27 protein-coding genes and 1 tRNA gene are annotated in these 25,045 nt (G+C 67.1%); 10 read left to right on the forward strand and 18 right to left on the reverse strand.

Annotation, left to right across the window (positions count from 1 at the left end; translation table 11 throughout):
* Nucleotides 1-34 precede the first annotated feature (34 nt).
* Complete coding sequence (locus tag MFF07_RS18445; protein ID WP_238232570.1) at nt 35-1,525, forward strand: GumC family protein; 1,491 nt, start codon at nt 35-37, stop codon at nt 1,523-1,525.
* Between the two features lie 67 nt (nt 1,526-1,592).
* Here MFF07_RS18445 and MFF07_RS18450 read toward each other — a convergent pair whose 3' ends face one another.
* A complete protein-coding gene (locus MFF07_RS18450; protein ID WP_187272638.1) occupies nt 1,593-2,366 on the reverse strand; it encodes a polysaccharide deacetylase family protein in 774 nt (257 codons plus the stop codon).
* A gap of 128 nt (nt 2,367-2,494) precedes the next feature.
* On the opposite strand from MFF07_RS18450, the gene MFF07_RS18455 reads away from it, so the two are divergent.
* Nucleotides 2,495-3,310 carry a WecB/TagA/CpsF family glycosyltransferase gene (locus tag MFF07_RS18455; RefSeq protein WP_238232571.1) on the forward strand — a complete coding sequence of 272 codons (816 nt, stop codon included), beginning with the start codon at nt 2,495-2,497 and terminating at the stop codon, nt 3,308-3,310.
* A gap of 42 nt (nt 3,311-3,352) precedes the next feature.
* On the opposite strand, the gene MFF07_RS18460 is transcribed toward MFF07_RS18455, so the two are convergent.
* From MFF07_RS18460 to MFF07_RS18480, 5 genes are all read right to left on the reverse strand, one after another.
* Entirely contained in the window at nt 3,353-3,925 is a 573-nt protein-coding gene (locus MFF07_RS18460; protein ID WP_147818902.1) for an NUDIX domain-containing protein, read from the reverse strand.
* A 108-nt stretch (nt 3,926-4,033) separates the two neighbouring features.
* Nucleotides 4,034-4,282 carry a sulfurtransferase TusA family protein gene (locus MFF07_RS18465; RefSeq protein ID WP_147818904.1) on the reverse strand — a complete coding sequence of 83 codons (249 nt, stop codon included), beginning with the start codon at nt 4,280-4,282 and terminating at the stop codon, nt 4,034-4,036.
* Nucleotides 4,283-4,357: 75 nt separating this feature from the next.
* Entirely contained in the window at nt 4,358-4,729 is a 372-nt protein-coding gene (locus MFF07_RS18470; protein ID WP_238232572.1) for a hypothetical protein, read from the reverse strand.
* Nucleotides 4,730-4,880: 151 nt separating this feature from the next.
* Nucleotides 4,881-6,251: a glutamate--cysteine ligase gene (locus MFF07_RS18475; protein ID WP_238232573.1), complete on the reverse strand. Its 1,371-nt coding sequence runs from the start codon at nt 6,249-6,251 to the stop codon at nt 4,881-4,883.
* 153 nt (nt 6,252-6,404) lie between these two features.
* Nucleotides 6,405-7,157: a 16S rRNA (uracil(1498)-N(3))-methyltransferase gene (locus MFF07_RS18480; RefSeq protein WP_238232574.1), complete on the reverse strand. Its 753-nt coding sequence runs from the start codon at nt 7,155-7,157 to the stop codon at nt 6,405-6,407.
* Nucleotides 7,158-7,441: 284 nt separating this feature from the next.
* On the opposite strand from MFF07_RS18480, the gene MFF07_RS18485 reads away from it, so the two are divergent.
* Entirely contained in the window at nt 7,442-8,092 is a 651-nt protein-coding gene (locus tag MFF07_RS18485; protein WP_147818912.1) for a hypothetical protein, read from the forward strand.
* Between the two features lie 42 nt (nt 8,093-8,134).
* Nucleotides 8,135-9,115, forward strand: a complete 981-nt coding sequence (gene ubiA / locus MFF07_RS18490) for a 4-hydroxybenzoate octaprenyltransferase (RefSeq protein ID WP_238232575.1) — start codon at nt 8,135-8,137, stop codon at nt 9,113-9,115.
* Nucleotides 9,116-9,118: 3 nt separating this feature from the next.
* Here the strand turns inward: ubiA and MFF07_RS18495 are convergent, their stop codons facing one another.
* Nucleotides 9,119-9,631, reverse strand: a complete 513-nt coding sequence (locus tag MFF07_RS18495) for a DUF6101 family protein (protein ID WP_238232576.1) — start codon at nt 9,629-9,631, stop codon at nt 9,119-9,121.
* A gap of 269 nt (nt 9,632-9,900) precedes the next feature.
* Here MFF07_RS18495 and MFF07_RS18500 point away from each other — a divergent pair, with 269 nt between their 5' ends.
* Complete coding sequence (locus tag MFF07_RS18500) at nt 9,901-10,743, forward strand: inositol monophosphatase family protein (protein WP_238232577.1); 843 nt, start codon at nt 9,901-9,903, stop codon at nt 10,741-10,743.
* A gap of 3 nt (nt 10,744-10,746) precedes the next feature.
* On the opposite strand, the gene MFF07_RS18505 is transcribed toward MFF07_RS18500, so the two are convergent.
* The gene (locus tag MFF07_RS18505) at nt 10,747-10,989 is read right to left on the reverse strand and encodes an AsnC family transcriptional regulator (protein WP_147818918.1); all 243 of its coding nucleotides are present in this window, start codon (nt 10,987-10,989) and stop codon (nt 10,747-10,749) included.
* A 256-nt stretch (nt 10,990-11,245) separates the two neighbouring features.
* Nucleotides 11,246-11,455: a cold-shock protein gene (locus MFF07_RS18510; RefSeq protein ID WP_147818920.1), complete on the reverse strand. Its 210-nt coding sequence runs from the start codon at nt 11,453-11,455 to the stop codon at nt 11,246-11,248.
* A 305-nt stretch (nt 11,456-11,760) separates the two neighbouring features.
* Between MFF07_RS18510 and MFF07_RS18515 the strand changes: the two genes are divergently transcribed.
* On the forward strand, nt 11,761-12,150 hold the full coding sequence (locus MFF07_RS18515; protein WP_147818922.1) for a hypothetical protein: 390 nt from the start codon (nt 11,761-11,763) through the stop codon (nt 12,148-12,150).
* 69 nt (nt 12,151-12,219) lie between these two features.
* Here the strand turns inward: MFF07_RS18515 and MFF07_RS18520 are convergent, their stop codons facing one another.
* A complete protein-coding gene (locus MFF07_RS18520) occupies nt 12,220-12,441 on the reverse strand; it encodes a hypothetical protein (RefSeq protein ID WP_238232578.1) in 222 nt (73 codons plus the stop codon).
* 150 nt (nt 12,442-12,591) lie between these two features.
* Here MFF07_RS18520 and MFF07_RS18525 point away from each other — a divergent pair, with 150 nt between their 5' ends.
* Nucleotides 12,592-13,170, forward strand: coding sequence for a type 1 glutamine amidotransferase domain-containing protein (locus MFF07_RS18525; protein ID WP_238232579.1), 579 nt, complete (start codon nt 12,592-12,594; stop codon nt 13,168-13,170).
* A 132-nt stretch (nt 13,171-13,302) separates the two neighbouring features.
* The gene (hrcA, locus tag MFF07_RS18530; protein WP_147818928.1) at nt 13,303-14,397 is read left to right on the forward strand and encodes a heat-inducible transcriptional repressor HrcA; all 1,095 of its coding nucleotides are present in this window, start codon (nt 13,303-13,305) and stop codon (nt 14,395-14,397) included.
* Nucleotides 14,398-14,453: 56 nt separating this feature from the next.
* Here hrcA and MFF07_RS18535 read toward each other — a convergent pair whose 3' ends face one another.
* Both MFF07_RS18535 and MFF07_RS18540 read right to left on the reverse strand, forming a co-directional pair.
* On the reverse strand, nt 14,454-15,311 hold the full coding sequence (locus tag MFF07_RS18535; protein WP_238232580.1) for a DUF1236 domain-containing protein: 858 nt from the start codon (nt 15,309-15,311) through the stop codon (nt 14,454-14,456).
* A gap of 185 nt (nt 15,312-15,496) precedes the next feature.
* Nucleotides 15,497-15,922 (reverse strand): VOC family protein, encoded by a 426-nt coding sequence (locus MFF07_RS18540; protein WP_238232581.1) that lies wholly within the window; start codon nt 15,920-15,922, stop codon nt 15,497-15,499.
* Nucleotides 15,923-16,181: 259 nt separating this feature from the next.
* On the opposite strand from MFF07_RS18540, the gene MFF07_RS18545 reads away from it, so the two are divergent.
* A complete protein-coding gene (locus MFF07_RS18545) occupies nt 16,182-17,540 on the forward strand; it encodes an MFS family transporter (protein ID WP_238232582.1) in 1,359 nt (452 codons plus the stop codon).
* Nucleotides 17,541-17,601: 61 nt separating this feature from the next.
* On the opposite strand, the gene MFF07_RS18550 is transcribed toward MFF07_RS18545, so the two are convergent.
* The 5 genes from MFF07_RS18550 to MFF07_RS18570 all read right to left on the reverse strand — a co-directional run bounded on the left by MFF07_RS18550 (nt 17,602) and on the right by MFF07_RS18570 (nt 24,096).
* Entirely contained in the window at nt 17,602-18,426 is an 825-nt protein-coding gene (locus MFF07_RS18550; protein ID WP_238232583.1) for a 3-oxoadipate:acetyl-CoA acetyltransferase, read from the reverse strand.
* Between the two features lie 640 nt (nt 18,427-19,066).
* Complete coding sequence (locus tag MFF07_RS18555) at nt 19,067-20,128, reverse strand: AIPR family protein (protein ID WP_238232584.1); 1,062 nt, start codon at nt 20,126-20,128, stop codon at nt 19,067-19,069.
* Nucleotides 20,125-20,754, reverse strand: a complete 630-nt coding sequence (locus tag MFF07_RS18560) for a hypothetical protein (RefSeq protein WP_238232585.1) — start codon at nt 20,752-20,754, stop codon at nt 20,125-20,127. Before MFF07_RS18560 ends, MFF07_RS18555 begins: the two co-directional genes overlap by 4 nt.
* A 378-nt stretch (nt 20,755-21,132) precedes the next feature.
* Entirely contained in the window at nt 21,133-22,212 is a 1,080-nt protein-coding gene (locus MFF07_RS18565; RefSeq protein ID WP_238232586.1) for a tartrate dehydrogenase, read from the reverse strand.
* A gap of 60 nt (nt 22,213-22,272) precedes the next feature.
* Nucleotides 22,273-24,096, reverse strand: coding sequence for a chloride channel protein (locus MFF07_RS18570; protein WP_238232587.1), 1,824 nt, complete (start codon nt 24,094-24,096; stop codon nt 22,273-22,275).
* A gap of 159 nt (nt 24,097-24,255) precedes the next feature.
* On the opposite strand from MFF07_RS18570, the gene MFF07_RS18575 reads away from it, so the two are divergent.
* Nucleotides 24,256-24,332: transfer RNA gene (locus MFF07_RS18575), tRNA-His, on the forward strand.
* A gap of 330 nt (nt 24,333-24,662) precedes the next feature.
* Here MFF07_RS18575 and MFF07_RS18580 read toward each other — a convergent pair.
* Complete coding sequence (locus MFF07_RS18580) at nt 24,663-25,004, reverse strand: ATP-binding cassette domain-containing protein (protein WP_238232588.1); 342 nt, start codon at nt 25,002-25,004, stop codon at nt 24,663-24,665.
* Nucleotides 25,005-25,045 lie beyond the last annotated feature (41 nt).

Genomic DNA, 25,045 nt, shown 5'->3' on the forward strand with positions numbered 1-25,045 from the left:
TCCCTGACCGAGGCGGTGCGGGTCGAACCGAGGCATGAGTGAGATGTTCGATTTCGCCAGTCCATTGCGCGGCGAACCGGTGCGGATGGTGATGCCCGAGGCGACCTCGCCCGGCTTGAGCCTGTCCGCGCTCGGGCGGCGGCTGTGGCGCGGCACGGGCTTCATCGTCCTGTCCGGCCTGTTCATGGTCGCGGTGGCCATCGCCGTGCTCGGGATGCTCACGCCGTCCTACATGTCGGGCATCCAGGTCCTGATCGATCCCGCCGACCTGCGCGGCGTCGACAACGACGTCACGGTCCGCTCGCCCCAGTCGGATGCGGGCGTCTCGATGGCCGAGAGCCAGACCAAGGTGATTCAGTCGGACAACGTCCTGCGCCGGGTCGTCGAGAAACTGTCGCTCGACCGCGACGACGAATTCACGAAGCCGGATTCGACGAATCCCTTCGTGTCCTTCCTGAAGACGGCGCTCGGGATGACGCCGCCGGCGGGGAGCCGCGATCCGGTCAACATGGCGCTCGACACGCTGCGCACGAAGATCGTCGTGCGCCGCCCGGAGCGGACCTTCGTCATCGACGTCCAGGTTCAGTCGCGGGATCCGCAGAAGGCCGCCGCGATCGCCAACGCCATCGGCGAGGCCTACTTCACCGAGGAGGCCACCGCCCGGACCGAAGCCGCCAAGCGCATCTCCGAGTCCCTCTCCGCGCGGTTGAACGCGCTCCGCCAGGCCGTCGAGGAATCCGAGAGCAAGGTGGTGCGCTACCGCGAGACCAACAAGCTCGCGACGTCGAGCGGCAGACCGTTCAGCGACCAGCAGCTCGGCGACCTCAACCAGCAGCTCGTCACCGCCTCGATCCGCACCGCGGAGGCCCGCTCCCGGCTCGACCAGGCCCAGAAGATGACGGCGGGCGAGGCCGGGACGGCCCTGCCGGAGATGCTCCAGTCCCTCGAGATGCAGGCGCTCCGCCAGCAATACGCGACGCTCTCCCGCAACACCGCGGAACTGGCGACCCGCCTCGGCTCGCGCCATCCCGCGATGGCCGAGCAGGAGGCTCAGCAGCGCGACCTCCAGCGCCTGATCCAGGTCGAGAAGACCCGCATCATCGAGGCGACGCGTAAGGATTACGACCGTGCGGCGGCGAGCGAAGCGGCCATCAAGAAGAGCATCGCCCAGGTGAAGACCGATCTCTCCACGAACGACCGGGCCAATGTCGGCCTGCGCGAGCTGGAGCGGGCCCTGGAATCGCGCCGCAGCGTCTACGAGGCGTTCCTGCGCCGCGCCCGCGAGGCCGGCGAGCAGGAGCAGCTGAACAACACCAACGTCCGCGTCATCTCCAGCGCGACTCCGGCCCGGATGCGCTCGTGGCCGCCCTCGCCGCGCGTGGCGCTGCCGGCCGCCCTCGTCCTCGGCCTGCTGCTCGGAGCCGGCATCGCCCTGATGCTCGGCGCCGACCGCGACCGCAAGCGCGCCAGGACGGTCCGGCGCCCGGCCCCCGACCCGCGCAGCCTGCGGGCCGCCGATGCATGAGCCACCCCCGTCCTCCCTGCGGCCCCCGGCCGCGAGCGATCTGCGCCGGACGACATCGCCGTCCCGGTCAATCCGCAGCGACGAGGCCGTGATGACGCGCGGCCTCGGCCACCGTGAGCAGCGGGACACCATGCTCGGCGAGCACCGTGAGGGTTTCTTCGAGGAAACCCGGGGTCACGCCCATCGGCGTCGGCTCGGCGGCGACGTCGTGGGTGTAGAGGATCAGCCAGCCGCGCCGTGCCATCGTCCTGCGCACGATCTGGACGAGGCGGCGGCGGTCGAGAACCGAATCGAACAATCCGTAGGCGCCGAGCATCGCCGGGTCGACGCGCCCGAGATTCGGATGCTCGTAGATCGTGCGGCAGGTCTCGAACCGCTCGGCGAGCAGGCGTTTCTGCGCCAAGCCGACATCGCCGAACGGATAGCAGAAGTTACGCGGCGCCCGGCCGCAGATTTCGGCGATCATGGCACTGCTGACGTCGCATTCGCGCAAGAGGTCCTGGCCGCGCAGGGATTGCACGTTGACGTGGCGCGCGGTGTGGCAGCCGATCTCGTGTCCGGCGCGAGACAACTCGCGGATCCGATCGCGCCCGGCAAGACGCCAGTGGCGATCCTGGCGACCGCAGAGCGCCGCCGCGACGTAGTAGGTCGCGCGCACGTCGTGCCGGTCGAGGATCGCGGCGCCGGCTGTGGCCGCGCTCTCCGGCACGTCGTCGAAGGTGATGCTGGCGACGGCCTTGCGCCCGGTCAGCGGCACGCGTCCTCCCGGCACCGTGCGCGCGAGGAGGCGCCACAGCTGCCGGTCTCGCGCATGCGACCAGCCCTGCTCGACTTCGTTCATCGGCGTGCCGCTCCAGCCCCGTCGACGCACGCTCGTATCAAAATGCCGTCGAAGTCCGACCTGTTACGTCGTCTGGTTCCAGCGACGAGACGGCCGGGCTCCAGAGGCCTCTCGTTGGAATCGTCGGCATGAGTGTTCGCCTGTTCGGAACGACATTCACCACGGCTAGTGCCGAAGAGGTGATCGCGACGGCTGCGGCTCTGCCGCACTCGCGTCCTCGCCTCGTCGTCACGGCCAACGTGGACCACATCGTCATTCTGTCCGAAAACGCAGCGTTTCGGAAGGCTTACGACGGTGCCGCGGTGCGGACCCTCGACGGAATGCCGCTGGTCTGGCTGGCGCGGCTCGGCGGCGAGCGCAACGTGCGGCGCATCACCGGCCACGAGTTGATCGCCGCCGCGCTCGCGATGCCCCAGCCGGCGAGCCGGCGCGTCTTCCTGATGTCGTCCAGGGACGTCGTCGGCGCGCGCGTCGCGGCCTCCTTCGTCGAGGCCGGACTGCCCGCCGAGGCGGTGCGGGTCGCGACGCCGCCCTTCGGGTTCGAAACCGACGAGGCCTGTTCGAGCCGTCTCGCCGCCGAGATCCGGGCCCACGGTACGACGCTGCTCATCATGGGCGTCGGCGCGCCGAAATCGGAGATCTGGGTCGACCGCTACGGGGCGGATCTCGGAAACCCGGTGACGCTGGCCATCGGAGAGGCGCTGAACGTTGCCGCCGGGCTGGTTCCGCGGGCACCCGTCCTGATGCAGCGCCTCGGCCTCGAATGGTTCTTCCGGTTCCTGCACGCGCCGCGCCGGCTGTTTCCGCGCTACTTCCTGCGTTCGTGGCGCTTCCTGAAGATCGCGGCCGCGTCGCGCGGTCGTCAGACGCTGGATTCGGCCCTGGGCCGGCACAGCCGGGATGCGGCATGGCTGCTTCATCCGGGGACCAAGCCCGAGTCCTGAAGCCGCCTCCACGTGTTCGAATGAACGATCGCGCCGGCTCCGTCAGGCCTCGGTGAACAGGCCGGGATGCCTGAGCCTGAGGGCGAAGGTGAGCGCGAGGGTCTTCAGGTCGGTGAGTTCGCCGCTGTCGCTCATCGCCGCGAGGGTGGAGAGCGGCATCTCGACCACCGTGATGTCCTCGCCCTCGTCCGGCAGGCCGCCGCCGGCACCGGTGCGGTCGCTCGCGCGATAGGCGCCGAGGAAGAGCTGCATCCGCTCCGTCGAAATGCCCGGCATGCTCCAGACGGACGAGACCGGATCGAGACGGGACAGCCGGACGCCGGCTTCCTCGTAGGCCTCGCGGCGCACCCCGTCCTCGGCATCGGATTCGTCGAGCAGGCCGGCGGGCGCTTCGAGCAGTTCGGTCACGCCCTCGGCGAAGAAGACCGGCGCGCGAAACTGCTGGATCAGCAGGGCGACCCTGCGCTCGGGATCGTAGGGCAGCACGCAGACGGCCCGGCCGTGATCCTCGATTTCGCGGGTGTGGCGCTTGCCGTCGGGCATGGTCAGGTCGGCGACGAGGATGGTGCTCCAGCCCTCATGGACCGTACGGGTGCCTCGAATCGCGGGGGCCATGGCGTCTCCGGTAGTGGCGGTGTCGCCGGAGCCCTAGGGGGCGAACCGTGCGCCAATGAGGCAAGCGAGCCAGGTAGGTCGCAGAACCTCGCGGAGTGTGGCTTTTCGTCAGGCCGCGCCGCGGCGGATCACGAAGCGCATCACGGCCCCCTCGCTGGCCTCCTCTTCCACGAGAGCGCCCTCTTCGCGGGCCGCGTTGGGAATGTCGATCGCCGCGAGCGGATCCGTCGCAGTCACGGCGAGCCGGCCGCCGGGCACGAGCATCCGCAGGGCCTTGCGGGTGCGCAGGGCCGGCAGAGGACATTTCAGGCCGGTCAGGTCGAGGGGGACCGGCACGGCCTCGGTGACGTCGGACATGGCCGGCCATAGCACGAAAGAACCCGTCGGCGGCCGGAGCCGTCGGCGAGCGAACGACGAGCCGGCCGCGCGCCGCTACCAGCCGTAGGGGTAGCCGTAGCCGCCGTATCCGTAGGCCGGATAGCCGTAGACCGGCCGGGCATAGGCGTCATCGTAGTAGCCGTAGCGGGGGGCCGCGCTCGCCGCGATGGCCGTCCCGATCAGTCCGAACGCCGCCCCGGCGAAGAGCGCGCCGCCGATGTTGCGGCGGCGATAGCCGTAACCGTAGCCATAGCGGGGGCCGTAATAGCCCCGCCGCCAGCCGACATGGTCGATGACGCCGCCGGCGCCGACGACCTGTGTGGATGTCGCCGCCGGGAAGGGAGCCGCCTGTACACTCGGAAGGGTGGTTACCGTCAGGCCGGCGGCGGTGAGGCCGGCGAGGGCGACTGAACTGATGCGCGACATGGTGTCATGTCTCCGTCGGTTGATCAGACCAACGAAATAATCCGGCTGCCGCGATCCGCGTTCCCGCCCTGCGGAGATCTCAGTCATCTTCGCGTGTCGCCACGTACATGACGGCTCCGCCGGCCGCGGAAAGCCGGGATCGCGAAAGCCGTCAGAACGTGCAGGCGTCGAAGGCCGGATCGACGGATTTCTGCCAGGGGCCGTCATAATCCGCGAGGCGGTCCTCGGCATGGGTTCGGCCGGCGACCACGATCGCTTCGAGCGGCCGCAGAAAGACGGTCTCGTCGCGTCCGGTGCCGTCGCGCCGCGCCCGCGCCTGCAGCCCGCTGCGGCTGATCGCGAGGGCCTCGGCCGCCACCGCGCCGAGGCTCTTGCCGCCGAGCGAGGCGGCGAGGCCGAGCCGCGGCGCGCTGGCCCGCGCGCATTCGCGCTCCTCCGCGCTCCAGTCCTTCACGAGGTCCCAGGCCGCATCGAGGGCGGACCCGTCATAGAACAGCCCGACCCAGAAGGCCGCCTGCGCGGCGATCATCGCCGGGCTGCCGACATCCGAGCCGCGCATCTCCAGGAAGCGCTTGAGGCGCACCTCAGGGAACACCGTGGAGGCGTGGTTCGCCCAATCCGAGACCGTAGCGAACTCGCCCGGAAGCTGGTCGAGCCGGCCCTGCATCAGGCTGCGGAAGGAGGCACCGGAGACGTCGTGATAGGTCTCGCCGCGCTTGATGAAGTACATCGGCACGTCGAGCAGCCAGTCGACGTAACCCTCGTAGCCGAAACCCTCCTCGAAGGCCTGCGGGAACATGCCGGTGCGGTCGCGGTCGGTGTCGCGCCAGATCTCGGAGCGGCGCGAGAGGAAGCCGTTCGGCCGGCCGTCGGTGAAGGGCGAGTTGGCGAAGAGCGCGGTGGCCACCGGCTGCAGGGCCAGCGACACACGCAGCTTCTTCACCATGTCGGCTTCGGAGGAGAAGTCGAGGTTCACCTGCACGGTCGCCGTGCGCAGCATCATGTCGTGGCCGAGCGTCCCGACCTTCGGCATGTAGCCGTGCATGATCCGGTAGCGGCTCTTGGGCATCAGCGGGGTCTCGTCCCGCGTCCATTTCGGACTCATCCCGAGATCGAGGAAACCGATGCCCAGCGGATCGGCGGCGCACATCAGCGCGGCGAGATGTGCCCGCAACTCGCTCATGGTCTTGTGGACGTCGGGGACCGGCGCACCCGACAGCTCGAACTGGCCGCCCGGCTCGATCGAGATCGCACCACCGCCGCGGGTCGAGGCCAGCCCGATGATGTTGCCGGCGTCCAGGATCGGCTCCCAGCCGGTCTCGCGCCCAAACCCCTCGAGCAGCGCGCGGATGCCGCGCACTCCCTCGTAGGGCACGGGGCTGTGCCCGTCGCGATAGAACGGAATCGCTTCGTGCTCGGTGCCGATGGCGAAGGCTTCCGGCGGCTTCTCGCCGACGGAAAACCATTCGATCAACTCGGCCCGCGAGGTCAGCGGGGTCGTGTCGGACGTATCGCGCGCCATGCGCTGGCTTCCCGGGACGGAGCGTTCGGACGAAACGGACGCAGGCGGCGGCCCGCAGCGTGCCGCGGTCAGAGCCCGCAGCCGGCCCGAGTGAGATGTCGTGTCCTTAAGCCAGGGCGCAAGAGCGGACAACGTGGGGTCGATTTGCGCCCCTCAGCGCGCGTCGCCGAGCACCGCCTGCACCAGGGCCAACACGGCGACCGCGGCGGTGTCGGCGCGCAGGATGCGGGGACCCAGTGACAGCGCGACGGTGTTGGGGCGGGCGGCGACCTGCTCGCGCTCCTCGGGGGCGAAGCCGCCCTCGGGGCCGACGAGTACCGCAAGCGGCGGTGGCGCGGCGGGGTTGCAAGCTGCGCGGAGCGCCATCACCGGGTCTGACACCGAGGCATCCTCGTCGCAAAAAACCAGCAGGCGCTCGGGCTCCAGCGCGTCGAGGGCGGCCGGCAGCCGGGTCAGCTCCGCAATCTCGGGGATCGCCAGGATGCCGCATTGCTCGGCCGCCTCGATCGCGTTGGCGCGCAGCCGGTCGAGCTTGATACGCTCGCCCTGGGTATAGCGCGTGAAGACCGGCCGGATCAGGCCGGCGCCCATCTCCACGGCCTTCTGGGCCATGTAGTCGAGGCGGCCCGTCTTCAGCGGCGCGAACAGGTAATGCAGGTCGAGCGGTGCGGGCTGGGGCCGCGTCTGCTCCACGAGACGCAGATCGGCGCTCTTGCGGCCGCTTGGACAGATCTCGGCGCGCCACTCGCCGTCGCGCCCGTTGAACAGGAGGACGCTGTCGCCCTCCCCCTTGCGCAACACGGTCAGCAGGTAGCCGGATTGGGCCCGCTCGAGCGGCAGCACGAGGCCCTGCCGGAGTTCCGCCTCGACATGGAGCCGGGGCGCGGTGAAGTCGTATGCCGCCATCCGGCCTCCCTCGCGTGAGGCCGTTCTCAAGTCAACGCGATCGGCCGTGGTGCAAAAACATCACGTCCCGCCGGTTTCCACCGAGTCGGCCGCACCATCCCCGTTCCGATGCCCATGACGCGAAAGCCGCCACATTCCTGTGCGGAATCGGCCGTCATCGAGACCGACAGGCTGTCCGTCAGCGATCGAGCGCCGCGTGCGCCGGTCCGGAGGAAAGCCGGAGGCCGTCGGCCTGAGGGGGCACGCGCCTCGGTCGCGGCAGTGGGGAGAGGGATACCAGGGTCATGTCGAAGAGGATGTCGCACGGGATCATGTCGTCGAAGACCATCCCGGCCGTGGTGGGGGCGCTGAGCATTCTGCTCGCGGCGAGCCCCGCCTTCGCGCAGAGCATGTTCGAGCAGATGCCGGTCGCCCCCGGCGATGCGCCCCCAGGCGCTGCCGCCGAGCCGTCCGCCGTTGCGGCCCCTTCGATGTCGATGGGGATGGGCGCCCCCTCCGCTCCGATGGGCGTCCCGTCGGCGAAGTCCGTCGGCCCTCAGGCCGGCGTCGACTGCAACGCCATCCAGAAGACTCTCAACGACCGCAAGAACCTCGTCGCCAAGGCGAACGCCGCCTCGCAGTCCAAGCAGAAGATGACGCCGGCCGCGGCCTGCGCGCTGTTCGGCCAGCTCCATGCCAACGGCGTCACCGGCATCAAGTGGATCGCCACCAACAAGGAATGGTGCTCGATCCCCGATTCCTTCGCGCAGGGCTTCAAGACCGACAACGACAAGGTCGGCGGCATCCGCTCGAAGGTCTGCGGCATGGCCGCCCAGGTCACCAAGATGGAAGCCCAGGCTCGTGCCGGCGGTGGCGGCGAGGGTGGCGGCGGTGGCGGTCTCCTCGGCGGGCCGGGCCTGCAGGGCAGCTTCAAGATGCCCCAGGGCGCACTGTAAGGCGGTTCCGTCGTAGACAGACACCGCCCCAGTCCCGGATCCGTGCCGTCCGACGAACCTGCGGAGGCGAACCGCCGCGACCTGCCCCCCTCGGGGCGCGTCGCCGACGCGGTCGCCGGCCATTGGGCCGATCGCTTCGCCCCGCGCGGCTGGCGTCCATTTCTGCGGCTCGCACGCATCGAGCGGCCGGTCGGCTGGTGGCTGCTGCTGCTGCCGTGCTGGTGGTCGGCGGCGTTGGCCGCGACCGCGGCCGATCGCACCGGCCCGAATCCCTGGCACCTGCTGCTGTTCCTGATCGGCGCCATCGCCATGCGCGGGGCCGGCTCGACCTACAACGACATCGCCGACCGCGACCTCGACGCTCGCGTCGAGCGGACCCGCTCGCGCCCGCTGCCCTCGGGCCAGATCGGCACGCGTGCCGCCGTTGTCTTCCTGGTGGCGCAGGCGCTCGTAGGCTTGAGCGTGCTGCTGCAGTTCAACGGCGTCGCGATCCTCGTCGGGATGGCCTCGCTGCTGCCCGTGGCGATCTACCCCTTCATGAAGCGGGTGATGCCGATGCCGCAGGCGGTGCTCGGCCTCGCCTTCGCCTGGGGGGCGCTGATGGGCTGGGTCGCCCTGTTCGGGCATCTCGATGCACCGGCCTGGTGGCTCTATGCCGGGACCATCGCCTGGGTGGTCGGATACGACACGATCTACGCCGTGCAGGACATCGAGGACGACGAGATCGCCGGGATCAGTTCCTCGGCGCGCCTGTTCGGAAACCGGCTGATTTTCGCGGTGGGTGTCTGCTACGGCGCCGCCGTGCTGTTCATGGCGCCGGCGCTCTGGCTCGCGGGAGCCGGAGTTCTCGGCTGGCTGGGCCTCGCGCTGTTCGCGGGCCATCTCGTCCGACAGGCCCTGCGGCTCGAGCCGGGCGACGGCCTCGGCGCGCTGACGCTGTTCCGGTCGAACCGCGATGCCGGCCTGATCCTGTTCGCGGGTCTCGCGGCGGACTCGGTCTGGCAGGGTCTTGTCGGCCACTGAACCTTACGAACGCGCGATGATCTCGTTCTCGTTCCGATAGATCTGCGGGCGGGCCGGCAGGCGGGCGGACTTGCGGCGCACCAGGAAGCGCGGGCGGCGGCCGTTGAGGAGGCCGTGGCGGCGGCGCTGGCGGGTGTTGCCGAGGGCGACACGGCCGAGCTGGCGCGAGACGGTGGCGAGGCCGCCGCCTTCGCGGATGATCATGCGCGGCAGGCCGGACTTGGCGGCGAAGTCGCGCCACATCGCGACGACGTCGTCCTCGCCGAACGGTCCGAGACGGACCAGCACCTCACCCTCCGCATCGACGAGGAGGAGGCTGAAGCGGTCCTCGCCGCAATCGTCCGATTCGCCGGGGGCGAAACCGAGGGCGATCCCGGCGGCCTCGCCGGGGACGATCATCGGGAGCGGGCTCGCGTCGAAGGCGAGGTCCACGGTCGACAGAGCGACGCCGTCCTGCATGAGTTCGTCCTGCGTGTCGGCGGGGCAGTGCTGGTCGGAGAGAGAGAAAGTCTTCATCCTGTCGACGCCCTGTTTCGGTCGGCGGCCTCTGTCGGACCGCTCGTCATGACAAGCACAATCGCGTCTAACCTCCTCAGAGTGGCTTAAGAGCGAGCGTTAAGCGATCGTGGAGATCGGCATTGCGCCGGGAATGCTCAACGGATCCTTGCTGTAATTGCGCCAAGTCGATCGTATCGGGTTCTGCGCCGCGATCCTTGTGGATGCCGGCGAATGCCGCTTACAACGAGGCCTCCCTCGGATCCCCGCGGCGACAGCATCCGGACCGCATGGCCGACACCGTCCTCCCCGCCGACACGCGCGACCTCGTCGCGGCCCTACTTCCGCGCGCCCGCGAGGCCGTCCTCGAGGCGGCGGCGCTGGCAAAGCCGTTCTTTCGCGCGGGTGGCCAGACCAGCGCGAACGTCTGGTCGAAGGCGGGCGGCTCGCCCGTGACCGAGGCCGACGTGGCGGTGGACACCTTCCTGAAGGTGCGCCTGAGCGAGATCGAGCCACGCGCCGCCTGGCTCTCCGAGGAGACCACCGACGATCCCGTCCGGCTCACCAGCGAACTCGTCTGGATCGTCGACCCGATCGACGGCACCCGCGCCTTCCTGTCGGGACATCCCGACTGGTCGATCGCGGTGGCGCTGCTCGCGCATGGCGAGCCGGTGATCGGATTCGTGTTCGGGCCGGTGCTCGACGCGCTCTACGAGGCGACCGCCGGCGGCGGCGCGAGCCTGAACGGCGCGCCGATTCGTGCCTCCGGCGCCGGCGCGCTCGACGGCATCCGCGTCACCGGGCCGAAACCGCTCCAGGACCGGCTGCTGCGCGGCGCCTGCAAGCGCGGCGCTCCGCCGGAGCTGACGCGGGTCGACCGCATCCCGTCCCTGGCGTTGCGCGTGGCGCGCGTTGCCGAGGGCGTCATCGATCTCGGATTGATCTCGAAGGATTCGCGCGACTGGGACCTCGCCGCCGCCGACCTGATTCTTCGCGAAGCCGGCGGGATGGTCTGCGATCTCGACGGCGCACCCGCCCGCTACAATCGGCCGGAACCCCGGCATGGGGAGCTGATCTCAGCCCCCGGCACGCTTTGCGAACCGGTGCTCGCGGCCCTCAGGGCCGCGGGCTGAACGTCAGACCCGGTGCGCGCTCGTCTCGTTGAGACGGACTGCGGCGGGGGTGATGCCGAGGCGCTCGGCGAGATGCCAGCGCAGTTCGCGCGGCGAGTGATACCGGTAGGACCGGTCGATCAGGTGGGTGATGTCGGCGGGGACGGCGCTGTCGAAGGCGCCCCGGCTCAACCGCTCGACCCGGAACGTCGTCGCGTCGGTGACGGGCGAACGGCCGGAACGGCGGGGTGTGTACTCGAACTGCATTGTATTTTTCTTGGCTTTCTTGCGGTCGTGTTTCTCGACTGTCTCGAGATCGACCTCGTTTCTGATTGTTTGTAATGACGTCGCGATGAACGGCAGCCCGTCGCACGGTCGTTTGGCTCGGTGGCAATTGCCGAGGCACCGTGGTGGCCGTCGATCCGATGGGCGCCTGGGGCTGCATCGGAGTCCGCTTCGGAAGTGGGACGCTGTTCGCGTCCGGGTCCGATGCCGGCGCTGAGGGCCGGCATCGGGTAAGGCGTCAGGCCGCCTGGAGGTTGCCGGCAGCGTCCTTGCCGCTGCGCTTGTCGGTGATCACCTCGTAGGAGACCTTCTGGCCTTCCGCGAGGCTGCGGAACCCTGCCCGCTCCACGGCCGAGATGTGCACGAAGACGTCGTTGCCACCATCGTCAGGCTGGATGAAGCCGTAGCCCTTGGTCTCGTTGAACCACTTAACAGTACCGGTATTCACGTAATCGTTCCTTGTCGTATTTCTGACGAACCACGGGCAAGCGCCTGCTCGGCGCGAGCATGGTGGTTCGTGTCCGTCGGTATGTCGGATGAGCGGGTGCCGAGGCGACTTGAATCATGCGCGCTCGGATCCGTTTAAGACCCGCTGTCTGCCATGTAGAGGATCGAAGCGGCCACAACAAGACGGTGCGGACGCTTTCCGGGGCGCGAAACCCGTTGGCCGCGGGGTCGCGGCGGCCATGCAGCCCTGTCGTTTTCGCGAGCGCCGGTCCATATACGGTTCGGCTCCAAGCAGTTAGGCATTCCATGGCGGGCATCTCGGTTTCCCTCGAAGGCGCGAACATTCAGTTGTCTTTTCAAAAAGACGAGCAGTCGACCGCCGTCGTGATGGATGCCCGGGCCGCCCGGGCGCTCGTACGCGCCGTGGGTCAATTGCTGACCGCGATCGACGACGGCGACGAGCCCGAAATGCCGGAGGAATTGAACGAGGAGGACATCGCGATGCTCGACGTGACCTCCTCGGCGATCGAGGTCGGCACCGACGAACAGGGTCAGCCCGTGGTCGCGCTGCAGGCCGGGGCGTTGCCGCCGTTCCAGCTCCGGCTCACCGACGAGGAGGCCCGGCACGTCGCCACCAGCCTCGCCGAGATTCTGGCCGCCCCCCGCGACGTGCGCACCTCCCACGGCGGGCACTGACCGCAAACGAAAAAGCCCTCCGCGCCGGGTTGCTGCGCGAAGGGCCTCGTTAGCTTCGATGGGGCGCGATCAGAGCCGGATACCCGGATCGCTCGGGCCGCCGGGCAGGTAATCCGGCTCGGAGCCCGGTCCCTTGGGCTCGTCGATATCGGGATCGTCCACCGGATAGGGCGTGCGGGGCCCCGTCGGTCCGATATCCGGCAGATCGCCGGGCTCGACCGGTGGCGGAAGGTCGCCGGGGATGTTGCCGCCGGGAAACGGTTCGGGGGTCGGCATGCCGGGATTGGCCATGGCGCAGCTCCTCGATCGGTTGTGGGGATGCAGGAGCAATCTCCGAGCAACGCCGGGGTTCCGGGACGATCTTGTTGCGAATTGCCGCGGGAACATGGTTCGGAGCGCCTCGTTGGCCGGGCAACACCCAACATTGATGGAGTATCGTCGATGCCGGACATCAACCAGACCAAGATTCTCATTCTCGCGACCGACGGATTCGAGCAGAGCGAACTGACGGTACCGCAGGAGAAACTGTCCGAAGCAGGCGCGACGGTGCATGTCGCCGCGCCGACGTCCCGCCAGTCCAAGGACGCGATCCGCGGTTGGGACAAGACCGACTGGGGCAAGAGCGTGACGGTCGATAAGGATCTGGAGAGCGTGAACTCGGGCGATTACGACGCCCTCGTGCTGCCCGGCGGCCAGATCAACCCGGACAAGCTGCGGCTCGAGCCGAAGGCGCTCGAGATCATCAAGAGCTTCCTGACCTCGGGCAAGGTCGTCGCCGCGATCTGCCACGCACCGTGGCTGCTGATCGAGGCCGGCGCGGTGAAGGGTCGCAAGCTGACCTCGTTCGGCTCGATCAAGACCGACGTGGTCAATGCCGGCGGCCATTGGGTCGACGAGCAGGTCGTGACCGACGGCGGCATCATCACCAGCCGCAATCCCGGCGATCTCGACGCCTTCTGCGCCAAGATCATCGAGGAGGTGAAGGAAGGCCGGCACGAGCCGCGCAGCCTCGCCGCCTGAGCCATCGAACGAATGCGTCACCCAACGCCGTCCGTCCTTTCGGGGCGGGCGGCGTTCCGCGTTGGTGGTCCCGTACGAACGGATTGATCCCGGACCCACGGCCGGACACAATCGTCGGTCAGGATTGAAAACGTGACCGAAAACAGCCCCTTCCTCTCCTCCCACCAGCAGGCGCTCGCGCTGGCGACGCTGAACGAGCGCTCGCGCGAGATCTTCCGGCAGATCGTCGAGAGCTACCTCACCACGGGGGAGCCGCTCGGCTCGCGCAACCTCGCGCGGATCCTGCCGATGGCGCTCTCGCCCGCCTCGATCCGCAACGTGATGTCGGACCTGGAGCATTCCGGGCTGATCTTCGCGCCCCATACCTCGGCCGGGCGGCTGCCGACCGAGCAGGGCCTGCGCTTCTTCGTCGACGCGATGATGGAGCTCGGCGATGTCGGCCAGGAGGAGAAGACGCGGATCGAAGCGCAGATGCGCGCCGCCGCCTCCCGCCATACCTTCGACAGCGCGCTCGCGGAGGCCTCCAGCCTGCTGTCCGGCATCTCGCGCGGCGCCGGAGTGGTGCTGACCACGAAGGCGAACGCCCAGCTCAAGCATATCGAGTTCGTGCGCCTGGACCCGGCCCGCGCCCTCGTGGTGCTGGTGTCGGTCGACGGCGGCGTCGAGAACCGCCTCGTCGACCTGCCGCCCGGACTGCCCACGGGCGCTCTGCAGGAGGCCTCGAACTACCTGAACGCGCGCCTCCAAGGCCGCACCCTCGACACCCTGCGCCTCGACATCGAGGCCGGCCGGCAAGCGATGAAGCGCGAGATCGACGTGCTGACCGAGCGCCTCGTCGATGCGGGACTCGCCACCGCCGTCGGGCCGTCGGAGGCGCGCCAGCTCATCGTGCGCGGCCAGGCCAACCTCCTCGACGACCTGCGCGCGGTGGAAGATCTCGAACGCATCCGCCTGCTGTTCAACGACCTGGAAACCCAGAAGGACGTGATCGAGCTGCTCTCGCGCGCCGAGGGCGGCGACGGCGTGCGGATCTTCATCGGCTCGGAAAACAAGCTGTTTTCCCTCTCCGGCTCCTCGCTGATCGCCGCGCCGTTTCGCGACGGCGACCAGAAGATCGTCGGGGTCGTCGGCGTGATTGGGCCGACGCGGCTGAACTACGCGCGCATCGTGCCGATGGTCGACTACACGGCCCGCGTCGTCTCGGGCCTGCTCGAACGCCAGCGCTGAGACCACGAAAAAGGGCGGAGCCGAAGCCCCGCCCTCTGGTCTCGATCGATCGATGATCAGGCCGGGATCACGTCGATGATCTCGTAGGTGTCGGGATCGATGATCACGATGTCGTCGCCGACGAGCACGTAGTCGTAGCCGCGATAGGCCGGCACCAGGGTCAGGATCGCCGCCGGCAGCGGGTTGAGCCGAACCGAGCGCGGGATGGCCGTGCCGACGCTGACGTTGAAGTTCACGTTGGTCAGCGGGCGGACGCCGCCGCGGGTGAGGGTCGAGCGGAACTCGGTGCGCTGGGTCGTGCTCAGGCTGCGCGAGGCGCCTGCGGCCTGGCCACGACCAGCGCGCTCGCCGGCTCCGCCGCGTCCTTCGCGATCACCACGATCCGCCTTACCATCCCGGTCGCCGCGATCGGCCTTGCCGTCACGATCACCACGGTCGGCCTTGCCGTCCCTGTCGCCCTTGCCGTCGCGATCGCCGCGATCGGTTTTACCGTCGCGCTCGCCCGCTGCACCCTTCTCACCGGCTGCACCCGGCTTGCCGCTCTTCTCGCCGGCCGCACCGGCCTTGCCGTCCTCGCGACCCGCCGCGCCACCACGGGCACCGCCCGCAGGACCCTCCTCGCCGGCGCCGCGCGCTCCGGCCGCGCCGCCTTCTGCGCCGCCACGGGCCCCGCCGGCCGCACCACCGGCACCGCCAGCCTCACCGGCTCCGCCGCGCGCGCCGCCACCCGCTCCACCGGCCGCGCCGCCAGCGCCACCACCTGCACCGCCACCGGCGCCACCTGCGCCCACTCCGGCACCACCACCGGCGCCGCCGCCCGCTCCACCACCTGCGCCACCGCCTTGCGCAAAGGCCGTCGTCGCCCCGACCACAACCAGGGCAGCCGTCATCGTGCTCCGAAAGAGCTTGTTCATGGCGTCGTTTCCCGTCTGTTGGTTTGCCCGGCAGCCCTCGCGGCGCCGTGTCCAGGCCCGCAACGAGGACATCCGCGAAACCGTTCCGTGACTTTCGGCAAACGGTCTTCGCGGCCTTCTCTACAGTCGCGCTTCCGCCTCACCTGTCGTGCGGCCGGGATATTCGGCGATCGCCCGCCTGCGACTCAATAATTCCGCCAGAGTCCGGGTGTGGCGAGTTCGAGGGCGTGCCCGTCCGGATCCCGGAAATAGAGGCTCGTGCCGCCCTTCGGCCACGCGACGCGGCTCTCGACGGCGACATCGTGCGCCGCGAGCCGGGCGATCCAGGCGTCGAGGGTCTCCGCCGCGATGGCGAACGCCATGTGGAGCGGGCCGGAACCGTCATGCGGCGGCACCACGCCGCCGGGCAGGGTCACCGGCTCCAGCGTGCTGCCGCGCCGGAACAGGAGCAGCACGCTCGCCCCGACCGGATAGGCGACGAGGCGCGCATCCTCGACCATCGGCACCAGCCCCATCACGCCTTCGTAGAACCGGCGGGCGCGGTCCATGTCGCCGACGTAGAGCGCGGTTTCGAGGATGCCGCCGAGGGGCGGGGCGGTATCGTCCGGCATGCGCGGGTCTCCGCTCCGGTCGGCACGACATCGGTGCCTGCCGGGATAGGGCCCAGGATAGGGCAATGCCGCGGGCCGGCCATGGCGGCGGCGAGCGCCCGCCCTCCTGCATTCAGGATGCGGACAGCCTCCGTCGAGGGCTTGTGCCGCCATCGCCTTTGCGCGACCGTCCCCGCAGACCAGCGCCGACCGGCTGCCACGGATCCGGACGGCGCTCAGTGCGGCAATCGGCGCAAAGTCCGGTGCCACGGGAGGTACCATGACCGACGCCCTCGCGATCGCCCCCGCGGCGCCCGACGATCCGGCCGACCGCCGCCGCCGCATCCTGGCGATCGTCGGCTCCTCCTCGGGCAACCTCGTCGAGTGGTACGACTTCTACTGCTACGCCTTCTTCGCGCTCTACTTCGCGCCGGTGTTCTTCCCCTCCGGCGACAGCACCAGCCAGCTGCTGCAAACGGCGGGCATCTTCGCGGTCGGGTTCTTCATGCGGCCCGTCGGCGGCTGGCTGTTCGGCCGCATCGCCGACCGGCTCGGCCGCAAGACCTCGATGATGATCTCGGTGCTGATGATGTGCGCCGGCTCGCTGCTGATCGCGGTGCTGCCGACCTACGAGACCGTCGGCACGCTCGCCCCGGTCTTCCTGCTGCTCGCGCGGATGATCCAGGGGCTCTCGGTCGGCGGCGAATACGGCACCAGCGCCACCTACATGAGCGAGGTCGCGACCAAGGGGCAGCGCGGCTTCTACGCCTCGTTCCAGTACGTCACCCTGATCGGCGGACAGCTCCTCGCCTCGCTGGTGCTGGTGACCCTGCAGACGGTGATGACCAAGGAGCAGCTCCAGGGCGGCGGCTGGCGCATCCCGTTCGTGATCGGCGCGCTCGCCGCCGTGGTCGCGCTGTTCCTGCGCCGCTCGCTCGCCGAGACGGCGACGAAGGACAACCTCGACTCCAAGGATTCCGGCACCATCGCCGCCCTGTTCAAGCATTGGCGCGCGTTCTGCGTGGTGCTGGCCTACACGGCCGGCGGATCCTTGAGCTTCTATACGTTCACGACCTACATGCAGAAGTATCTGGTCAACACCGCGCACATGCCGACGGTGCTGGCCTCGCGCACGATGACGGTGGCGCTGTTCACCTACATGATCATCCAGCCTTTCTTCGGCTGGCTCTCCGACCGGATCGGCCGCAAGACCAACATGCTGCTCTTTTCCGGCCTGACGATGCTGCTCGTGGTTCCGCTGATGACGGCGATCGGCGGCACCACCGATCCGGTCGTCGCCTTCGGGCTGATCATGACGGGGATGATCGCGATCAGCTTCTACACGGGCATCAGCGGCATCGTGAAAGCCGAGCTGTTCCCCACCCATGTCCGGGCGCTCGGCGTCGGCCTCTCCTACGCCATCGCCAACTCGCTGTTCGGCGGCACCGCGGAATACGTGGCGCTGTGGTTCAAGAACGAGGGCATGGAGAGCACCTTCCCCTGGTACGTCGCATTCATGCTCGCGATCTCGTTCGCCGCCTCGCTGATCATGCCGAACCCCAAGCGCCACGGCTATCTCGACGGCGACGGCACCGTCGAGGAGGCGCTCACCCGCAAGACGCGGCTGGTCGCGGCCTAGGAAACGAACCCGCCGCGAGCAGCACGCGGCCTGCAAAGATCGCGCGTTCGGGAGCGCGCCGTCAGCCGAGGCCGAGCATCCCCCGCGCCTCGGCACAGGTCGCCGGCCGCGCCCCATGCCGCGCGCAGATCTCCACCGCCACCCGCACGAGGTCGGCGTTGCCGTCCGCGAGCCGGGACTTGGAGAGCCGGATGTTGTCCTCGAGCCCGGTGCGCACCCCGTCCGCGCCGCGCGCCAGCGCCCAGCCCATCACGTCGCTCTGGTGGCGGCCGATGCCGGCGGCCGTCCAGGTCGCCTCCGGCAGGATGCGCCGTGTCTCGGCGAGCAGGATGTCGAGCAGCCGCTCCTCGGCCGGCAGCGCGTTCTTGACGCCCATCACGAACTGCACGTGCGGACGCGCGTCGATCAACCCCGCCTCGACGAGCCGGCGCGCCCCGTGGAGATGCGACAGGTCGAAGATCTCGATCTCGGGCCGCACGCCCTGCGCTGTCATGCTCGCGGCCAACTCCGTGACGAGCGCCGCCGGGTTCTCGTAGACGATCGTCGGAAAGTTCACCGAGCCGGTGGAGAGCGAGGCCATGTCCGGCCTGTGCTGCAGCGACAGCCCCCGCGCCGCCGGATCGCGCCCGCGCCCGCCGGTGGAAAACTGCACGATCATCCCCGGACAGTGTTTTCGCACGCCCTCCTGCACCTCCGCGAAAAGATCGGGGTCGGAGGAGGGCGTCTCGTCCGGGTTGCGGACATGGATGTGCACGAGCGACGCCCCGGCCGCGTAGGCGTCCCGCGCCGACGCGACCTGCTCCGCCGGCGTCACCGGAAGCGTCGGATTGTCGGATGTCCGCGGCACCGATCCTGTGATCGCGACGGCGACGACGACGGGTCTCATGGGTGGCTCCTTGCGAGCCTGATCTAACGCTGGATGGGCGTTCGGACAGCACGATACGGGACGGCGCAGGCGTCACCGCCTTGGCTTTACCGAGTAGATCTGACTGTTCTCAAGCTGTCGCGTGGGTAAACTTCGATGTCTGAAGTCAGCCGATTTTGTCAAAAAGCTTGGAGGCAACACTTCAAGCGTTCTTCAAAGTGCCGCCCCAGAATGTTCATCTCTCATTGCCGACCCTATCCCACTATCGCAGGGAGTTCCAGGCGATGCGATAGCAGGACCTTCTCCTGCTTAGGCAGTTCGCAGTGTTGGTTCGGCTCGGTCCCGAGTTTTTCAACGAAATCGGCCGGAAGCAGACGATCGACGAGCCACCTCTGTACGGTCGAAAATTGAAGAAAGCGGCCTCTCTGCCTTCACTTAAGCAACACCCGACAACTGGACGCCGCATATAGTATGCCGCCGACGTCCAATATTGTACGTTTTATCGACACATGAATAGCCAATGGAGTTCGCCGACAAAATCTTGGCTATTCCAATTAGCCTTCGACAATGGCAGGTTTGCCGTCGGCTAACGGGCCGCTTTCCAAAAACTGAACAATCAAACGTAGAGACTGCCTCAGAACGAACCCCACATAATTGCGCTTCAAGCTTTTACTCCCTTGCTCACAACGGCAAGGTCAGGAAGAGTTCTCGCTGCCAATTGAGAAACTCTAAGATTGATCTTGCTATCTATTTTTTGAAGAAACTTCGAAGATCGAAGCGTACTCTTAAATGAACCATATGTATCTCGCTCATACGCATCAACGGCAGCATCGTAAAACATAGCCGTCGCTTTGGACGTGTATTTTTTAATGCCATTATGAAATTCAGGTGCAGCCATAGATTGTAGATTCATATGCGGAGAATCTATTTTAGAGAACTTTTTGATTAATTTGTGCGTACAATAACAAATCCAATAGGTGCTTGCCACACTTAACAAGCCCGAGTTTTGATCATTGCCAATGCCTTCAAGAAGCTGCTGTCGTTCAAGATCTGCCATGGTGCCGATAAGCCAACCGAGATATGCTTCGGGCGCCTGAATGCCTTTATGGAATATCTTCTGGTAAGGCTGATCGAATAGCTCACCCTTGTTGCCAACTGCTTGTACGAGAAATTCCTGATGAGACGCCGCGAGATATTGAGCTAATCTATCAAGTTCAATGATATTTTGATCTTTTTTCTTTCTGGCTCCCGCAAGCTTCGGAGCGTAGTTTATTCCAACTGATTTAAACTGCTCGCGCAAGGTCTGCTGTATATTATCCGCAGAGCGAACACTCCAAATTTTAACTGCGTTTTGAGAGTTATTGTAGCGGACAATATCAGTTTTTATCGAAGATTTTGCAGCGATTATACGAGCCAGGACTTTAGCCTTTGGCGTTGCTTTGGCCTGGACTAGAATTGAGGTTGTTTGACAGCCATTTACAATGCTAAATCTTTTAAGCCTTAGCGTAGACCCGTCCTGTTGTTTATCTAATAAATCTACGGTATCCGCAACAATAGTAATGCCATTATTGAGTGCCCAGAAGGATCCGGGCTCCTCCTTAGCCGTTTTTATAATTTGCTCGTTGATCCCGCCTTTGCGAGCCCCCAAAAACAACCGAATGTTCCCGGCAAAGAGCTCATCATTATGCTCTTTATGTAGTCGCTGAAGTTCTTGGGCGCTCACAGAGCCAATCCATGCACGCCCATACTCACCATGATCTTCAATATAATCGCCAGAAAAACTGAGAGTATCTTCGGCGATGCCTCTCTCCGAATTAACAAGCGCTCTATATTTTGCCTCGATATCCTCCTGCCCGAGATAAAATAATCTACCTCTGTTGATTTTGAGTTGGATTGATGAGCAGTAACGGAATCGATGATCTCTTGAGACTTCAGCCCAAGAGATATCAGTCCCACTATAACTGTGTGCTCTGGATGAGCCTCTTTCATGTTGCGAAGCGATTCTGCTAAATCTGGTCTTCCTGCCGAGATTAAAGCCTGCGGTTCTTTGACAAATGGGATAGATGAAACCACAGCGTCCCATTTATTTTTGGGAGTTTTTTTGCTAGTATTATCCGGACAATGCGCTTGGAGAACTACGATTTCTTCTGACGTATCGTCATAAAATATGAGATCTATTCCCTGATCGTTTCCGCCGTCTGCGGCTGCGGCTTCCAGTGCCTCATCTTCATCCACACTAAAAAAGTTAATGGCAAACCATGAAGCGAAAGCTTTGCTTCTTGTGATCTGACCTCTTTTAGCGAGCTCATCTATCGATGCTAGAATATCGCTGAGTTCTTTATTCGCCATTACCATTCCACAAAATTAGAAAATTGTCGACTCTTCTGCCTTAGCGTAGACTGTTTTTATAATATCATCTAGGGGGACACGGTGTCGCCGGTCGATTTTTATTGCCGTTGTGTTCACCGCGCTGCTGGATAGGGTCACCAACCGACCATTTTTCACTCCATATTCCAGCGAGATTCGAAGGGGACTGCACTTACACAGCATCAATCATTGAAATGTCCGAACTAGTGACGGTAACGGGACGCGTCACGGGTTGCCGTAGCGTTGCAATATGCGAATGAGCCGGCCTCTGCCGCCCACCCAAAGCAGCCCTCGCGCAAACTTCAGCAATCAGTCACAGACGGTTCCGGACAGAGGCGGCCAAGTTTCCAACTCCGCCCCCTACCCCAACGCCTCCACCACCTCCTTCCCGCACTCCTCCGTCCCCGCAGTCCCACCCAGATCCCGCGTCCGCAGCGTCCGCTCGCTCAGCACGCGCTCGATCGCCGAAACGATCTCGGCGGCGGCTTCGGTCTCGCCGAGGTGTTCGAGCATCATCGCGCCGGACCAGATCTGGCCGATCGGGTTGGCCAGCCCCTGGCCGGCGATGTCCGGGGCCGAGCCGTGGACCGGCTCGAACACCGAGGGGTGCGCGCGCTCCGGATTGATGTTGCCGGAGGGCGCGATGCCGATGGTGCCGGTGCAGGCGGGGCCGAGGTCGGACAAGATATCGCCGAAGAGGTTGGAGGCGACGACGACGTCGAAGCGGTCCGGGTTCAGCACGAAATGCGCGGTGAGGATGTCGATGTGGTACTGGTCCCAGGCCACGTCGGGATAATCGGCCGCGACGGCGCGGACGCGCTCGTCCCAGAACGGCATCGTGATCGAGATGCCGTTCGACTTGGTGGCCGAGGTCAGGTGCTTCTTCGGCCGCGACTGTGCGAGGTCGAAGGCGAAGCGCAGGATGCGGTCGGTGCCGTGGCGGGTCATCACGGTCTCCTGGATCGCAAATTCGCGCGGGGTGCCGGCGAACATGCGGCCGCCGGCATTCGAGTATTCGCCTTCGGTGTTTTCGCGGACCACCCAGAAATCGATGTCGCCGGGCTCGCGGCCGGCGAGCGGGCATTTCACGCCCGGCATCAGGCGGACGGGGCGCAGGTTGGCGTATTGGTCGAATTCGCGCCGGAACTGGATCAGCGAGCCCCAGAGCGAGATGTGGTCGGGCACGCGCTCCGGCATGCCGACGGCGCCGAAGAAGATGGCGTCGTGGCCCGCGATCTGCGGCTTCCAGTCCTCCGGCATCATGCGGCCGTGCGCCTCGTAATAGTCGCAGGAGGCGAAATCGAACCAGTCCTGCCGGAGCGTGAAGCCGTGGCGCCGGGCGGCGGCCTCCAGCACGCGCACGCCCTCGGGCACGACCTCCTTGCCGATGCCGTCTCCGGGGATCACCCCGATGCGGTAGCTGCGTGCCGATCCGGCCATCGTTTCGCTCTCTGCTGGCGGGCGCCCTCCCTGCGGGAAGTGCCGCGCGCCGGCCCGAGGTCAAGACGTCTCGCCGACCACGGCCTGGCGCTGGCGGTCGAGTTCCTCGCTGTAGCGGCGCAGGGTGTGGCTTTCGGTGAGGAGGCCGATCACGGCCAGGCTGTCCGGCCCGTCGACCACGGCCAGGGCCTCGCTCTCGGTGCGGTCGAACGCGGCCATGGCCTCCTTGGCGTTCATCCCGGCAAACAACATGGCCGTACCATGTCTAGCCACGTCAGCGAGGCGGGCCGGCTCTCCGGGGCGCCCGCCGGCCTGGGCGTGGGCCTCCGGCACGAGCACGATTCCGGCATAGCGGTCGCGCGCGTCCGTCACCACCACCAGAGAGGGCGAGCCGAGCGGGTGCTCGCGCAGGAAGACCGCCAGCGGCGTGTCGAGGGGCACGGTGCGCACGTCCTTGCGCATCAGGCGGCCGACGGTGAGGCTGCGGATCCAGCCGATGTCGTGGGCGCTGCGGATGCTCTCGCCGCGGAGGTGGAAGCGCCAGGTCGCGAAGGAATATCCGAAGGTTTTCCGGACGGTGAGCGAGGCGGCGATCACGGCGGCGAGGACGAGGCCGGCCAGGGGGAAGCTGCCGGTCATCTCGAGCGCGAGGAAGGTCATCGTCAGCGGGCCGCCGACGATGGCGACCGCCAGCGCCGCCATCCCGACGATCGCGTAGGCCGTCGCCGTCATGGCGATGGCGTCGATGCCGGGCGCCAGCAGGTAGAACAGCTTGCCGGCGAGCGCTCCGAGGAACAGCGAGGCGAAGAACAGCCCGCCGCGGAAGCCCGCGCCGATCGAGATCGCCGACGCCGCCGCCTTGGCCGCGAGCAGGCCCGCCAGCGCCCCCGCGCCGAGGCTCGCCGCCGACTCGGACAGGTGGAAATGCAGGGCGCCGTGCCCGCCCGAGAGCACCTGGGGCGTCGTGGCGAGCGCCAGCCCGCCGACGCAGAGGCCGCCGAGCAGCGGCCGCAGCGCAGCGGGGATGCCGGTCCGGCGGAACCCGCGCTCGACCAGGGTGACGCCGCGCATGATGGCCACGCCGAGTCCGGCGCAGACGAATCCGAGGGCGAGGCATGCCAGTGTGTCCGCTACCGCGATACCGCCCTGCATGCTGCCCGCCAGCCCCCGCACATCGACGAACGCCGCCTGCGCGACCAGCGACCGGGCGACGAGGCTGCCGCAGAACGCGGCGGCCACCACCGGGGCGAGGGTCGCGATGGTGTAGGTGCCGATGATCAGCTCGTAGGCGTAGAAGGCGCCGGTCAGCGGCGAGCCGAAGGCGGCTCCGATCGCGGCCGCGGAGCCGCATCCCACCAAGGTCCGCAGATCCGAGCGGCGCAGGCCGAAAGCGATGCCGGCCCGCGAGGCCAGGCCGCCGGCAATCTGCGTATAGCCGGCCTCGAGCCCGACCGAGGCGCCGCAGCCGTTCGAGATCACGTTCTGGACGGCGACGGTGACGGAGTCGCGCAGCGACATCCGCCCTCCATGCAGCGCATTGGCCTCGATCGGATCGATCATCGCCCTCCGAGGCTGCCCGCCGCGGCGCCGCGCCATGGCCAGCCCCAGGAGGCCCAGAAGCGCCCCGCCGAGGGCCGGCCCCGCCAGGGCGAGCTCCGTCGGCAGTTCGGTCATGGCACTGAGCCGGGCGCCGTGCGGGAGATGGTAGAGCGCCTCCCGCAGCAGCTGCGTCACGACGCCCATCGCCACGACCGCGAAACCGCCGACGCAGCCGATGACGGCAGCGAGTACGACGAGCCCCGCCTCACTGCCGCGCACGAGGGCGCGCAAGCGTTCCGGAACCCGGATCAAACCACGCGCAGCGCCGAGAGTGGGCGACTTCATCGACGGGCGGTCCCCGTTCCACGTCCGGGCCGCGCGAGCGGCGATGGAAACGGCCTACCGGGAGGAGCACAGCTGTCAACGCGGGAATCGGAGGCAGCTTCGATGCCGTCATCCGCCCGCTTGAAAAGCGGCAGCGTGCACGATACACGCTGCCGCAGTGCCGCCGTAGCTCAGTTGGTTAGAGCGCTTGATTGTGGATCAAGAGGTCCCCCGTTCGAGCCGGGGCGGTGGTACCATTGTCATCCGACGAAAAAGGGCGGCTCGATCGCGAGGCCGTCCTTTTGTTTGCCGGCCCGGCGCACGATCAGCGGCCGATTTTCGCCCTCATCGTCTAGCCGTCGGCGGCGTGTCATCCGCACCCCGCGCTTGTTCTCATTCACGACGTGCCATGTTAGCGAGCCGTCGGTGCCGACGATCGCGGCGGGGAACCCATCGGGTCCGGCCGTCGGCCGTTGCCAAGGGCGCCTGCGCGTCGCCGCGCGTGCGGTGCGCGGCCCTGAAGGCGTCAGGCGCGAGGGCCACCGGGCGAGCTTGCCATAGCTCTCACCACGCGGCCGGCCGGCAGATCAGGCGATTTCCAGTCGTTGCGGCCCGGACGACAGATCCATCGGCTTGAGCACGCCGTCCTCCAGGCGATAGGCGCGATCGACGTAAGCCAGCACCCGATCGCTGTGCGTGACGAAGATCTTGCCGCCAGGCAGCCGGCACAGGCTCTCGAGCAGATCTTTTTCGGTCGCCGCATCGAGATTGGCCGTGATCTCGTCGAACAGCATCAACCGGGGCTGGCGGCAGATCGCCCGCGCGGCGAGCACCCGCCGCCGCTGGCCGGTCGAAAGCAGCGAGTTGTTGTTCGCGACGATCGTCGCGATGCCCTGGGGAAGCGCCTCCATCTCCGCATCGAGACCCACGGTCGAGAGCGCGTGGCGGATTGTAAAGGGCGGACCAATTC

Origin of the sequence: Methylobacterium thuringiense (assembly GCF_022179645.1) — a bacterium.
Lineage (GTDB): Bacteria > Pseudomonadota > Alphaproteobacteria > Rhizobiales > Beijerinckiaceae > Methylobacterium > Methylobacterium thuringiense.